The sequence below is a fragment of the Pseudomonas anguilliseptica genome (genome assembly GCF_900105355.1).
Taxonomy (GTDB): domain Bacteria; phylum Pseudomonadota; class Gammaproteobacteria; order Pseudomonadales; family Pseudomonadaceae; genus Aquipseudomonas; species Aquipseudomonas anguilliseptica.
In genome coordinates this window covers 4,725,747-4,739,369 of record NZ_FNSC01000001.1, presented here as the reverse complement: position 1 = coordinate 4,739,369, position 13,623 = coordinate 4,725,747, and the positions used below count along the sequence as shown (strand labels likewise).

The window sequence follows — 13,623 nt, the reverse complement described above, 5'->3', positions numbered from 1 at the left end:
GTCCGTGCACTTCTAAAGCCAAGAGGCTGGAAAGGCCATCGTGGCCGCTTAGCTCACCAGTCCAATAGCAGGGCACCTGTAAGTAACGCTGTATTAATGCGTATGTTTTCGTGTTTGTAGTGCTTTAATCATCTTTCTAAGTGCTGTCAAGTAACTTGATTGCGGGGCTAGTGTGAAGATTGTTTTAACTCGTATTTAAAATTTTCTTGCGAAAGTTTTGCAGGGCAAGGCTGAGTTTTTGGTGTGGTGATATGAAAGTAGTTTGTCAGCTGGGCACAGCTGTACTCTGTTACAGCTAGTTGCTGGTATGCCATTGAGTTAATGGTATAGGCTTGACTTTCTATATCTATGTTCTTGGCGTTGGCGATTTAGTAAATTAAAAACTAAAAAATATATAAGGAGCTTGAATGAAACTCAATGGGACTGTGGGTGGCGACATTTTGCTAGGGATGGTCTGAAGTAGCCATGTATTTCTGGCTGACTTCAGCCCCCGCCGATTTTGAAAGCGGCAAATCGATCAAAAACGATCAGATTACCCATTCATTTCTGTGTTTTTAGCCGCCGCGAGTAGCTCGCGGCAGCCATTTCCCGCATTACAGGCGCACCTCTCCTGCATTGGTCAGTAAATGTCGGCGTGCCATCCACAGGTTCGACAGCGCGAACAGCGTCATCAGTTGCGCCGTGTTCTTGGCCAAGCCACGGAAGCGTGTCTTTACATAACTGAACTGACGCTTGATCACCCGGAACGGGTGCTCAACCTTGGCGCGCACCTGGGCCTTGGCCTTCTCGATCTTGCGTTTGGCTTTGTACAGCGGGCTGCTCTTACCCAGCTTCTTATAGGTGCTGCGGCGGGCAGCAACCTGCCAGATCACCTCGCGCCCATCATGTTCGGGGCGCTTTTCGACGCCGGTATAACCCGCATCGGCGCACACCACGTTTTCCTCGCCGTGCAGCAACTTGTCGACCTGAGTGACATCCGCCACGTTGGCCGCCGTGCCTACCACGCTGTGTACCAGCCCCGACTCGTCATCCACGCCAATGTGCGCCTTCATGCCGAAGTAGTATTGGTTGCCCTTCTTGGCCTGGTGCATCTCTGGGTCGCGTTTGCCGTCCTTGTTCTTGGTCGAACTCGGCGCATTGATCAGCGTGGCATCGACGATGGTGCCTTGGCGCAACGACAGGCCACGGTCGCCAAGATAGCCATTGATGACGGCCAGGATGCCGGCAGCCAACTCATGTTTCTCCAGCAGACGACGGAAGTTGAGGATGGTGGTTTCGTCGGGGATACGTTCCAGACTCAGCCCGGCGAACTGCCGCAGGATAGTGGTCTCGTACAGCGCTTCTTCCATCGCCGGGTCGCTGTAGCCGAACCAGTTCTGCATCAGGTGCACACGTAGCATCGCCATCAGCGGATAGGCCGGCCGACCGCCTTCACCCTTGGGGTAATACGGTTCGATCAGTGCGATCAAACCCTTCCACGGCACCACCCGATCCATCTCGATCAGGAACAACTCTTTGCGGGTCTGCTTGCGTTTGCCGGCGTACTCGGCATCGGCGAAGGTCATTTGCTTCATCGGAAAACTCGGCGGGTGGCGTCCGGGCATTTTGCCAAAATCAGGAAGTCTTATTCAGAGTTTCCCTAGGGATGGTCTGAAGTAGCCCTGTATTTCCGGTCAACTTCAGCCTCCGCTGATTTTGAAAGCGGAAAACTGATCAAAAACGATCAAGTCATCCGCTCATTTCGGTGTTTCTGGCCGCCGCGAGCACCTCGCAGCGGTCATTTCCCACATTACAGGCTCACCTCTCCTGCATTCGTCAGCAAATGTCGACGGGCCATCCACAGGTTCGACAGGGCGAACAGCGTTACCAGTTGTGCGGTGTTTTTGGCCAGGCCACGGAAACGCGTCTTCACATAACCGAACTGACGCTTGATCACCCGGAACGGGTGCTCGACCTTGGCGCGAACTTGCGCCTTGGCCTTCTCGATCTTGCGCTTGGCTTTGTACAGCGCGCTGCGCTTACTCAACGTGTTGTACGTACTGCGGCGGGCTGCGATCTGCCAGATCACTTCACGGCCTTCATGTTCTGGCCGCTTCTCTACGCCGGTGTAACCCGCGTCGGCACCCACCATGTTTTCTTTGCCGTGTAGCAGCTTGTCGACCTGAGTAACGTCTGCAACATTGGCTGCCGTGCCGACCACGCTATGCACTAAACCCGACTCGTCATCGACGCTGATGTGCGCCTTCATGCCGAAGTAATACTGGTTTCCCTTCTTGGTCTGGTGCATTTCCGGGTCACGCTTACCGTCCTTGTTCTTGGTCGAACTCGGCGCATTGATCAGCGTGGCATCGACGATGGTGCCTTGGCGCAATGACAAACCGCGGTCACCCAAATAGCCATTGATGACGGCCAAGATGCCCGCAGCCAGTTCGTGTTTCTCCAGCAATCGGCGGAAGTTGAGGATGGTGGTTTCGTCGGGAATGCGCTCCAGGCTCAGACCCGCAAACTGGCGCAGGATGGTGGTCTCGTACAGAGCCTCCTCCATCGCCGGGTCGCTGTAGCCGAACCAGTTCTGCATCAAATGAACCCGTAACATCGCCATCAGCGGATAGGCTGGACGTCCGCCTTCACCCTTGGGGTAATGCGGTTCGATCAAGGCAATCAAACCCTTCCACGGCACAACCTGATCCATCTCGATCAGGAACAGCTCTTTGCGGGTTTGCTTGCGCTTGCCGGCGTACTCGGCGTCGGCGAAGGTCATCTGCTTCATCGGAAAACTCGGCGGGTGGAGTTCAGGTATTTTGCCAAATTCAGGAAGTCTTCTTCAGGGTTTCCCTAGGTGGCGAAGGTAACGACACTCTGGATGGTGGTGCTGGTGATGACACCATGACTGGTGGCGCTGGTAACGATCTCTATATGGTCGATTCTTGGGGTGACCAGGTTATCGAAGAGGTTGATGGCGGTATCGATACCGTTAAGTCGAGTGCCGATTTTGGTCTGGGCGCGAATGTCGAGAATCTGACCCTGACTGGCAGTACGGCGATCATGGGGCATGGTAACGAGCTGGATAACACTATTCGCGGCAATAGTGCGGATAACCACCTATTTGGTGGCGATGGTAATGACCGACTCTACGGGGGGGATGGCAATGACCTCCTAGATGGTGGCGCTGGTGACGACAGGCTAGACGGCGGCACTGGTGATGACTCCTTAAACGGGGGGGTGGGTAACGACTCTCTTCATGGCGGTGCCGGCAGTGATCGTCTGGATGGCGGGGAGGGTAATGATCGCCTCTACGGCGAGGAGGGTGACGACGAGCTTCTCGGTGGCGAGGGTAATGATTACCTACATGGTGGCGCCGGAAATGATTTCCTGGACGGTGGTGCAGGAAATGACACTTTGGAAGGTGGAGACGGCGATGATCATCTAATGGGCATGGCCGGTGACGATCGCCTTTTCGGCGGTGATGGCAATGACCACCTGATGGACTTCGAAGGAAATAACCGTCTGCAGGGTGGTGCTGGCAACGATTGGCTGCATGCCGGCGAAGGTAACGACACTCTGGATGGTGGTACTGGTGATGACACCATGACTGGTGGCGCCGGTAACGATCTCTATATGGTCGATTCTTGGGGTGACCAGGTTATCGAAGAGGTTGATGGCGGTATCGATACCGTTAAGTCGAGTGTCGATTTTGGTTTGGGCGCGAATGTCGAGAATCTGACCCTGACTGGCAGCACGGCGATCATGGGGCATGGTAACGAGCTGGATAACACTATTCGCGGCAATAGTGCGGACAATCACCTATTTGGTGGCGATGGAAATGACCGGCTGTATGGTGCAGAGGGTAATGACCATTTAATGGGGCACACCGGTGACGATACTCTGGACGGTGGAGCGGGAAATGACCGCCTGCTAGGCGATGATGGCGATGATCGTCTTAGCAGCGGCACTGGTGATGACTCTTTGGAGGGAGGGGCGGGTAACGATTCCCTTCATGGAGGTGCCGGCAATGATCGTCTGGATGGCGGGGAGGGTAATGATCGCCTCTACGGCGAGGAAGGCGACGACGAGCTTCTCGGTGGCGAGGGTAATGATTACCTACATGGTGGCGCCGGAAATGATTTCCTGGACGGTGGTGCAGGAAATGACACCTTGGAAGGTGGAGACGGCGATGATCATCTGATGGGCATGGCCGGTGACGATCGCCTTTTCGGCGGAGATGGTAATGACCACCTGATGGACTTCGAAGGAAATAACCGTCTGCAGGGTGGTGCTGGCAACGATTGGCTGCATGCCGGCGAAGGTAACGACACTCTGGATGGTGGTACTGGTGATGACACCATGACTGGTGGCGCCGGTAACGATCTCTATATGGTCGATTCTTGGGGTGACCAGGTTATCGAAGAGGTTGATGGCGGTATCGATACCGTCAAGTCGAGTGTCGATTTTGGTTTGGGCGCGAATGTCGAGAATCTGACCCTGACTGGCAGCACGGCGATCATGGGGCATGGTAACGAGTTGGATAATACTATTCGCGGCAACAGTGCGGATAACCACCTATTTGGTGGCGATGGTAATGACCGACTCTACGGGGGGGATGGCAATGACCTCCTAGATGGTGGCGCAGGTGGTGACAGGCTAGACGGCGTCACTGGTGATGACTCCTTAAGCGGGGGGTAACGACTCTCTTCATGGAGGTGGCGGCAATGATCGTCTGGATGGCGGGGAGGGTAATGATCGCCTCTACGGCGAGGAAGGTGACGACGAGCTTCTCGGTGGCGAGGGTAATGATTACCTACATGGTGGCGCCGGCAATGATTTCCTGGACGGTGGTGCAGGAAATGACACCTTGGAAGGTGGAGACGGCGATGATCATCTAATGGGCATGGCCGGTGACGATCGCCTTTTCGGCGGTGATGGCAATGACCACCTGATGGACTTCGAAGGAAATAACCGTCTGCAGGGTGGTGCTGGCAACGATTGGCTGCATGCCGGCGAAGGTAACGACACTCTGGATGGTGGTACTGGTGATGACACCATGACTGGTGGCGCCGGTAACGATCTCTATATGGTCGATTCTTGGGGTGACCAGGTTATCGAAGAGGTTGATGGCGGTATCGATACCGTCAAGTCGAGTGTCGATTTTGGTTTGGGCGAGAATGTCGAGAATCTGACCCTGACCGGCAGTACGGCGATCATGGGGCATGGTAACGAGCTGGATAACACCATTCGCGGCAATAGTGTGGATAACCACCTATTTGGTGGCGATGGTAATGACCGACTCTACGGCGGTGATGGCAATGATGTATTGGACGGTGCTTCCGGTAACGACAGCCTTGAGGGCGGTGAGGGTTCCGATACTTATCTGTTCGGTATCGGCTCAAATCAGGATCGTATTACCAATAATGACAGCTCGCCGGATAGCGTCGATACCTTGTTATTTGGCGATGGGATATCACTGGAGCAGTTGTGGTTCCGCAAGGTCGGCTCAAGTTTGGAAGTCAGCGTCATCGGCACTGACGATAAAGCAACTGTGAGCAACTGGTATTCGGGCAGCAACTATCATCTGGATCAGTTCAAGACTGCCGATGGTAGAGCTTTGTTGGACGGGCAGGTGCAGAGTTTGGTCGACGCCATGGCTTCGTTCGGTGTGCCACCTGGCGGTGAGTCCAACCTCAGCGCTGATCAGCGAGCGCAACTTGATGTAGTGATTGCAGCCAATTGGCAATAGATCATAAGCGATAGTGTTCAAGCAAAGGCCCATCCGATGATGGGCCTTTGCTTTTCTAGGCTGTTAACCCGTTTCTGTATGTCGCTGCGTCTACCTGAGCGAATGGTTTGTTCGATCGCTCAGGAGATGCCCTCATGTCTGCTTACCCCGTATTGCTTACCCGCCCTCTACTTGCCGGTTTTGCCGCAGGCGTATTGATCAGCCTTGGTGCGTGCAGCGCCGCCAATCCCGAAGCGCTGGCCACCGAGGCTGGTAGCCCGCAGCTAAGTGATCAGGCCCATAAGCGTGAACGTGCCGAATTGCATGAACAGCTGGCCGCTGCTCCAGCGGAACTACAACGCAAAAGCCAGGTGGCGGGCAGGGCGGTGATGCCCAGCGTGGCGTATGCGCCGATGCCGATGTCTGTGCAAGCCGATTTCTTGCCGCCGGGTTACCGTGATGAGAACCGCGAGCAGTATCAGAAACTGGCTGACAACCCGGTGCATGCCGTGGCCGAGACTCTGGTGTCGACCTTTAGCATTGATGTGGATACTGGCAGCTACGCCAATGTGCGGCGCTTCCTCAATGGCGGGCAGTTGCCGCCGCAGGATGCGGTGCGTCTGGAGGAACTGGTCAACTACTTCCCCTATGCCTATCCGCTACCGAAGGGCAATGTGCCGTTCGGCGTGCACACCGAGCTGGCAGCCACGCCGTGGAACCCCGAGAGCCGCCTGCTGCGTATCGCCATCAAGGCTTCGGATCTGCGGGTAGACGAGCTGCCGTCGGCCAATCTGGTGTTTCTGGTGGATGTCTCCGGCTCGATGGATCGCCGCGATGGCCTGCCGATGGTGCAGGGCACGCTGAAGCTGCTGGTCGAGCAGCTGCGCGCTCAGGACAAGGTGTCGCTGGTGGTCTACGCAGGCTCATCCAGCGTGGTGCTGGAACCGACTGCCGGCAGTGACAAGGCCAAGATTCGTGCGGCTATTGATCAGTTGACGGCGGGCGGCTCCACTGCCGGCGAGTCGGGCATTAAGTTGGCCTATCAGCAGGCGCAGCAGGGCTTTATCGATGGCGGCATCAATCGCATCCTGTTGGCCACCGATGGCGATTTCAATGTCGGCATCAGCGACTTCGAGACGCTTAAGCAACTGGCCGCCGACAAGCGCAAGACCGGCGTCTCCCTGACCACCTTGGGCTTTGGCACTGACAACTACAACGAGCGCCTGATGGAGCAGCTGGCCGATGCCGGCGACGGTAACTACGCCTATATCGACAACCTGCGCGAGGCGCGCAAGGTGCTGGTGGATCAGCTCAGCTCGACCCTGGCGACTGTGGCTAGCGATGTGAAGATCCAGGTCGAGTTCAACCCGGCCGAGGTCAGCGAATATCGGCTGTTGGGCTATGAGAATCGTGTCCTGAAACGTGAGGATTTCAGCAACGACAAGGTCGATGCCGGTGAAATCGGTGCCGGCCACACGGTAACCGCGCTGTATGAGGTGGTGCCTGTGGGCGGCAAGGGCTGGCTGGAGCCGCTGCGCTATCAGCAAGCGGCCAAGGTCGGCAGTCCGGCGGGCGAGCTGGCCTGGTTGCGCATTCGCTACAAGGCGCCCGGGCAGGACGTCAGCAAGCTGCTGGAACAACCGATTCAGGCCGCCGATACGCGCGCTATCAGCCAGGTCAGTGAAGACCTGCGTTTTGCCGCAGCGGTGGCCGCATTCGCCCAGCAGCTCAAGGATGATACCTATACTGGGCGTTTCAGCCTGGCCGACAGCGCCGAGTTGGCGCGCAATGCCAAGGGCGACGACCGTTTCGGTTTGCGCGGCGAGTTTGTTCAGCTGGTGGAACTGGCGCAGAGCCTGCAAACTGCGTCGAATCCTTCAACGACCGCACGAGTACAGCAGTGAATCGACCCCTCACGGATGACGACGCCGCCTTGTTGCGGCGTTACCGCCGCGGTGATGCGGCGGCTTTCGCCGAGTTGTATCAGCGTCATCGCCTCGGCTTGTTCCGCTTTCTGCTCGGCCTGTGTGGCGACCACGCCCTGGCCGAGGAGGTGTTTCAAGACACCTGGATGAGCCTGATCCGCAGCCAGAGTGAACAGCGCGATAGCGTGCTGTTCAAGACCTGGCTGTACCAGATCGCCCGCAACCGCTTGATCGATCACTGGCGCAAGCATGGTCGGCACCAGGCGGGGCATGCTGAGTACGATGAACAGCAGCATGCCCCGCACGACCCGCAGCCGGGGCCTGAGCAACAGCTCAGCCTGAGCCGCGATCAGCAGCGTTTAGAGGCCGCCCTGGCGGATTTACCGGCAGAGCAGCGCGAAGTATTTCTGCTGCGCGCCCACGGCGATCTGGAATTGGCCGAGATCGCCGAGCTGACCCAGATCCCTGCTGAAACAGTGAAAAGCCGATTGCGCTATGCCCTGCAAAAGTTACGTCGGCTGCTGGCTGACCCGGCCGCCGAGGAGTTGTCCGTATGAACCACGACCAACATAGGCCCGATGAGCTGGAACAGCAGATGCTTGCGCATTTTCGCCAGCACAGCGGCGGTGAGCCCAGTGCGCAGCTGGACGCGCAGATTCTCGCTGCGGCCAGTGCAGCCGTGCGCGATGTGGCCACAGATAAGGCTCAGCCCAGTTTGGTCGCGCGTCTGTACAGCTGGCTGTTCGGCGCAGGCGGTCGGCAACGCTGGTCGGTGGCGTTGGGTGGGGTCGCTTGCCTGGGGATTGGGGTGAGCCTGACCTGGCGCACCTTCGAGCAGGCTCCAGATGCTTTCGATGTTGTGCCCAGTGGCGCGCCCATGGCGCCGGCTGCGGCAAGGATGGCACCGCAATCCGCACCGATGCCCGCGCCACTGGCAGAATCCGCGGTGATGGCTGATGAGGCAGAGCGCTCACGTGCGGCGCAGCCTGCGCCAGTGATCCAGGGCTACAGCGCCGATGCCGCCAAGCCCGAGAAAAAGCTTTCGGCCGGAGCGTCCAATCAGCTGCTACGTGAAGAACCCGCGGCCGATGCGTTGCATGAACAACTGCCACAAGCAGCCCGTGCGCCCGCTGTTTCAGCCCCCGATAAAGCGGTAGAAGCTGCAGGCAGCCAGGCCGAGCAGCAACTGCGCAGCGAGTTGCAACGCTTACTCAAATTGCGCCGTGATGGCTGGACGGACGAGGCCGATGTCTTGCTGTTACAGCTGATGCGCGAGCACCCGGAGCTGGATATCGACGCGCAATTGCAGCAGCTGCAATCGGCTGAATAAGGCGAGGTAGGTCAGTCGCTGGTGGCCATCGATACGGGTGGCCGTCGGCTGATTCTTAGTACGCTGTTACCTGCCGTACCGATTACGCGCTTGCCAGTGCACAGGGCAGGGGCCAGCATAGCGACTTGTGTCACTGCCTTTGTAACTGCCCATGTTGCCTATTCGAAGCCTCGTATTGCTGCTGACACTGTTGTCACTGGCGGCCTGCGAGCAAAGCACCAACCCTCCTGCACCGTCCAAGGTTGAAACCGCCAAGTTGCAACCTACGCAAGCCGTGGTTACCAGCAAAGCGGCCAAGGTCGAGCATGCGCCCGTTGTGAGCAAGCTTGCGCAGCCCAAGGCTGCCGAAGCCAAACCGGTTCCAGCCAAGCCAAAACCCGCTGTGATTGCGAGCAAGCCCGAGCCGGCTGAGCCGAAAGCAGCGCTGGATCTGAGCCTGCATACCAATGTGTTTGATCCCCTGCAGCCGGTGGCACCGCTCAGCGACCTGTCGATCCCGTTATTGCCGCCTATGTTTGGCGACAAGGATAAGACCGAGGGGCCCTTTCAACTTAATGGCAAACTGATCACCAACGAGCGCGATGACGACTACTGGCAATCGGTGGAAGGCGCGCAACTGGAGTTCGAATTCAAGCAGTAGCAGGCAGGGCTGAAAGCCTGCCTGCTGGCGGCAATCAGAAGCGATAGGCTTGCTCGCCAATGGCGGCGAACAGGTTGGGGTCCAGCGGGGTAAAGCGCTGCTCGCCCGGCAGACGCACCCATAGCGGTTCTTGCACCCGCGTCGGATCGTAGGCGGCCTGCTTGAGGTCGGCCTTCTTGTATTTGAAGGTGCCGGTGGTTTCCACCTCGCCCAGCAGGCGGATAAACAGCGGTGAGGCGTATACCGGCAATTCGGTATCCAGGTGCGCGGCAATGGCAGCGCTGTCCAGCTGCTGGCCTTCACTCAGGCGCAGCGCAGCCATGCCACAGCGGCCGTTGGTGCCGGGGATTTCCACGCCATACACCACCGCATCCTCGACACCGGGGAAGGCGCCCAGAACGTTTTCCACTTCGGTGGTGGAGACGTTTTCACCTTTCCAGCGGAAGGTGTCACCCAGGCGGTCGACGAATTGCGCGTGCTTGCAGCCGATGTCGCGCATCAGGTCGCCGGTGTTGAACCAGGCATCACCCTTCTTGAACACGTTGCGCAGGATCGCTGCCTCGCTCTTGGCCGGGTCGGTGTAGCCGTCGAACGGCCACTTGGCGCTGATCTCGCTGATCAGCAAACCCGGCTCGCCCTTGTCGGCTTTCTGCAGAAAACCTTTGGCGGTGCGGATTGCGCAGTCGTTCTCCAGGTCGTAGCGCACGATGGCGTAGGTGGCGGGGGAGAAGCCCACGGTATTGTCGAAGTTGAACGCATTGGTAAAGCCGATATTGCCTTCGCTGGAGGCATAGAACTCAGTGATCTGCTCGACTCCGAAGCGCGCCTTGAACTCGGCCCAGATCGAGGGCCGCAGGCCGTTGCCAATCATGCAGCGCAGGCTGTTGTTCTTCTCTGCCGGAGTCTCTGGCTGGTTAAGCAGATAGCGGCACAGCTCGCCGATATAGCCGAAGCAGGTCGCCTGATAGCGCTGCACATCCGGCCAGAAGGCGCTGGCGGAGAACTTGCGGCGTAGGGCGATGGCCGCACCGCCAGCCAGCGCGGCGCTCCAGCACACGGTCACGGCGTTGTTGTGGTAGCAGGGTAGAGTCAGGTAGAGCACGTCCTGATTGTTCAGGGTCAGGCCGGAATGGCCGAAACCACCGTAGGCCTTGATCCACTTGCCGTGGCTCATGATCGAGGCTTTGGGCAGGCCGGTGGTGCCAGAGGTGTAGATCAGGAAACAAGGATCCTTCATCTGCACCTTGGCGCTATCAGGCGGGTTATCACTGGCCTGACTGCGTGCCAGCTGCATCAAATTGGTCCAGCCGTTGGGGGCCTGGCCGGCGTCCTGCAGGCAATCCTGATCGGCCACCCAGTAACGCGGCGTCTTTGGGTTATCGAGTTGCTCGGCGACCTCATTGAAGGCGGCGAGCAGCTCTTCGCCGATCAACATAAAACCCGGTTTGACCAGATTCAGACTGTGCGCCAGCACCTTGCCGCGCTGGGTGGTGTTGACCAGCGCGCCAACTGCGCCGAGCTTGCTTAGCGCGGCGAGAGTCGCCAGCAGCTCCAGGCGGTTTTCCAGCATCACCGCCACCACGCTGCCATGGCGCACGCCTTCGGCCTTGAAGGCCCAGGCCATGCGGTTGGCCCAGGCGTTGAACTGGGCATAGCTAAGGCTGCGCGATTCATCCAGCAGCGCCGGGCGCTCCGGGTGCTGCTGCGCCGCACGTTCTAGCGCCCAGGCCAGCGACAGGTTCTTCTCGCGATTGCGAATACCGGCGTAATACAGGCCGCGCAACATGCGCGGTACGCGCGGCAGGTGCTGGGGCAGGCGGGCAAGGAAACGCAGGGGGGAAATCAGATCGGTCTGGCTCATGGCGCTCGCGTTTAGGGTTGTTATACGGGGCGAAGGCCAACTCTAGTCGCCGGCATGTACCCCTGCCATGGCTCTGGCGCAAGCCGGGTAGGGCAGGTCGGCAAATAGCGGACAGCCCACGTATTGCCAGCGCGCTCGGCGCTGTGGCATTAGTTCGATACGCCAGCGCGATTAGGCGCTGAATCAGGAGGGTGGAATGAACCTGAACCAGATCACTGTGGCGGTCACCGATGTGCCGCGCGCGATCCGCTTTTACCAGCAACTGGGGCTGCAACTGATTGTCGAGAGCCTGCCTGACTATGCACGCTTCTGCTGCCCGGATGGCCAGGCGAGCTTTTCGTTGAGCAGGGCCGAACAGGTGCCGGCCAGCCAGACGCTGATCTACTTCGAATGCGCTGAACTGGATCAGACTGTCGCGCGCCTGCAGGCCCAGGGTATCGAGTTCAGCATGCTGCCGACCGATCAGCCCTGGCTGTGGCGCGAAGCCTATCTGCAGGACCCCGACGGTAATCCGCTGTGCCTGTATCACGCCGGTGAAAATCGTCTGAATCCGCCTTGGCGGTTGAACTGAAGCGCCTGTTTGGGCGGATTTTCCACGCGCGAACCATCGATTTCGGCTGGCGGCTAGACTATCCGGAGCATTCGCCCAAACAGGTTTTAGCGCAGGGTTTGTGCATGAGAACGACCTGCCGTGCTCCAGCTGTATTAGTCCTCTTTGCACTGAGCGTGCTGACCCCGCTGGCGGTTGCCGACAGCCAGCGCGTCGTCTATTTCGACTTGCCGCTGCACACGCCGCTGCCAGAGTAGGCCGACAGCGAAGGGACGGCGATTGCCTACTTCGGCAAGATTGCCGAATGCATGCAATTCAGCGAGGTGAGTTACCAGCGTTATCCGTTACCGCGGCTGTTGCAGATACTGCAACAGGGCAAGCTGAACATGGCGCTGATCCTGGCCAAAACCCTCGAGCGCGAAGCCGCACTGGTCTACCCGGCGCAGCCCTTTGTGGTGGTGCAGCCGCTGCTGCTGGTGGCGTACCAACACCTCTGCAGCGGTGGCAACGGTCGAGCAGCTGTTGCCCTTGTGCCTGGGGGCCTAGCAGGACGGTTATCGCTCGCCCATGCTGCGTGACCCGCGTTTGCAGCGCAAACCCTGAGCAGCAACAACGTGCTGATTCAGAGCCTGCACATGATCCAGGTCGGCCGCCTGGAGGCATTTTTTCGCCAGCAGTTGTTGCCTTAGGCCTGGACTGTGCTGCTTCCCTCCGGGCTGCTGTGTCGGAACTGCTCAGGGGAGCTGCTGCCAGAGGCGTGGCCAATGCTCTACCCAGCAGCAGCGATGGTCATAGCCTGGCAGCACTCTGGTCTGGGCCCTGTGGGTCGGCGGATAGGCGGCGATGAAGGCTTCGGCCAGCTCAGGTGGTACCACCCAATCCTGCTCGCCGAGCAGATGAACCTGCGCCACTGTGGCCAAGCGCGTGCGCATCTGCGCCGGGTTGAGCGAGTCCAGTAGGGGCGTCAGCCGGTGATGAGTAGTCCAGGCAGCATGATCGAGATTACCGGCCACCGTGACCACTCGCACGACATCCTTCCGGCGCGCCGCCAGCAGCAACGCCAGGGCACCACCGCCGGAATAACCGACCAGCACCAGGCGCTGTGCGCCGGCCCGTGCCTTTAATTGGTTGGCGGCTTGGTCGAGGCTGTGCACCACCTCGTCGGCGAAGCGTGCGCCGGTCCAGTAGCGCTGCTGACAGGGTTGCTCGTTGGTGCCCAGATACTGGCAGGGCCGGCCCAGATAGGCGGCGTTGCCATTGGGCTGTGCCAGGGCCAGGTGTAGCGCCAGCGGGTCTAGCGGCGTCGGGTCGAAGGAGGGTTGCTGGCTGTTGAGCCAGGCAAAGCCGTCGCCCTCCAGATAAAGCGTCAGCTCCTCGCTCTTGCGCTGGGCTGCATAGGCCTGCAATTGAAAGACTCCAGCCTCCAGCTGTAATGCCTGCCAGTGATGCTCGTGCGCCAATGTGGCTGCTAGCTGGCGACGTGCCTCCGGGCTGGGCACGGAGGTGCAGGCCGTAAGCAGCAACGTCGCGAGCAAGGGCAGCAGATAGCTCGGTTGCCTATATCGGGAGGCTCTGTCCAAGTGGGCGGTGGATGCCAAACCCGC

The 13,623-nt window shown here is 59.0% G+C and carries 13 protein-coding genes and 1 pseudogene; 10 read left to right on the top strand and 4 right to left on the bottom strand.

Translation table 11 applies throughout. The features are described from left to right. Positions 1-593 precede the first annotated feature (593 nt). Both BLW24_RS23095 and BLW24_RS23090 read right to left on the bottom strand, forming a co-directional pair. The gene (locus tag BLW24_RS23095; RefSeq protein WP_090384923.1) at positions 594-1,574 is read right to left on the bottom strand and encodes an IS5 family transposase; all 981 of its coding nucleotides are present in this window, start codon (positions 1,572-1,574) and stop codon (positions 594-596) included. A gap of 215 nt (positions 1,575-1,789) precedes the next feature. Continuing rightward, positions 1,790-2,770 (bottom strand): IS5 family transposase, encoded by a 981-nt coding sequence (locus BLW24_RS23090; protein ID WP_090387243.1) that lies wholly within the window; start codon positions 2,768-2,770, stop codon positions 1,790-1,792. Between the two features lie 38 nt (positions 2,771-2,808). On the opposite strand from BLW24_RS23090, the gene BLW24_RS23085 reads away from it, so the two are divergent. From BLW24_RS23085 to BLW24_RS23055, 7 genes and pseudogenes are all read left to right on the top strand, one after another. Beyond that, the gene (locus tag BLW24_RS23085; protein ID WP_420875047.1) at positions 2,809-4,683 is read left to right on the top strand and encodes a calcium-binding protein; all 1,875 of its coding nucleotides are present in this window, start codon (positions 2,809-2,811) and stop codon (positions 4,681-4,683) included. 34 nt (positions 4,684-4,717) lie between these two features. Further along, a pseudogene (locus tag BLW24_RS27325) lies at positions 4,718-4,804 on the top strand (hypothetical protein); the annotation flags it as partial. A gap of 48 nt (positions 4,805-4,852) precedes the next feature. Then, positions 4,853-5,734, top strand: a complete 882-nt coding sequence (locus BLW24_RS23075) for a calcium-binding protein (protein ID WP_090387239.1) — start codon at positions 4,853-4,855, stop codon at positions 5,732-5,734. Between the two features lie 134 nt (positions 5,735-5,868). Further along, positions 5,869-7,617: a vWA domain-containing protein gene (locus BLW24_RS23070; protein WP_090387238.1), complete on the top strand. Its 1,749-nt coding sequence runs from the start codon at positions 5,869-5,871 to the stop codon at positions 7,615-7,617. After that, positions 7,614-8,195, top strand: a complete 582-nt coding sequence (locus BLW24_RS23065) for an RNA polymerase sigma factor (RefSeq protein ID WP_090387236.1) — start codon at positions 7,614-7,616, stop codon at positions 8,193-8,195. Before BLW24_RS23070 ends, BLW24_RS23065 begins: the two co-directional genes overlap by 4 nt. Further along, positions 8,192-8,968: a hypothetical protein gene (locus tag BLW24_RS23060; protein ID WP_090387234.1), complete on the top strand. Its 777-nt coding sequence runs from the start codon at positions 8,192-8,194 to the stop codon at positions 8,966-8,968. Before BLW24_RS23065 ends, BLW24_RS23060 begins: the two co-directional genes overlap by 4 nt. Before the next feature lie 151 nt (positions 8,969-9,119). After that, positions 9,120-9,608, top strand: a complete 489-nt coding sequence (locus BLW24_RS23055; protein ID WP_244161246.1) for a hypothetical protein — start codon at positions 9,120-9,122, stop codon at positions 9,606-9,608. Between the two features lie 34 nt (positions 9,609-9,642). On the opposite strand, the gene BLW24_RS23050 is transcribed toward BLW24_RS23055, so the two are convergent. Continuing rightward, positions 9,643-11,469, bottom strand: coding sequence for a long-chain-acyl-CoA synthetase (locus BLW24_RS23050; protein ID WP_090387232.1), 1,827 nt, complete (start codon positions 11,467-11,469; stop codon positions 9,643-9,645). Positions 11,470-11,665: 196 nt separating this feature from the next. Here BLW24_RS23050 and BLW24_RS23045 point away from each other — a divergent pair, with 196 nt between their 5' ends. The 3 genes from BLW24_RS23045 to BLW24_RS23040 are packed head-to-tail and all read left to right on the top strand — an operon-like array spanning position 11,666 to position 12,597. Continuing rightward, the gene (locus BLW24_RS23045) at positions 11,666-12,040 is read left to right on the top strand and encodes a VOC family protein (RefSeq protein WP_090387230.1); all 375 of its coding nucleotides are present in this window, start codon (positions 11,666-11,668) and stop codon (positions 12,038-12,040) included. Then, entirely contained in the window at positions 12,025-12,276 is a 252-nt protein-coding gene (locus BLW24_RS25795) for a hypothetical protein (protein ID WP_139272735.1), read from the top strand. Before BLW24_RS23045 ends, BLW24_RS25795 begins: the two co-directional genes overlap by 16 nt. A gap of 51 nt (positions 12,277-12,327) precedes the next feature. Then, a complete protein-coding gene (locus BLW24_RS23040) occupies positions 12,328-12,597 on the top strand; it encodes a hypothetical protein (protein ID WP_090387228.1) in 270 nt (89 codons plus the stop codon). A 156-nt stretch (positions 12,598-12,753) separates the two neighbouring features. On the opposite strand, the gene BLW24_RS23035 is transcribed toward BLW24_RS23040, so the two are convergent. Then, the gene (locus BLW24_RS23035) at positions 12,754-13,518 is read right to left on the bottom strand and encodes an alpha/beta fold hydrolase (RefSeq protein ID WP_090387855.1); all 765 of its coding nucleotides are present in this window, start codon (positions 13,516-13,518) and stop codon (positions 12,754-12,756) included. Between the last annotated feature and the right edge of the window lie 105 nt (positions 13,519-13,623).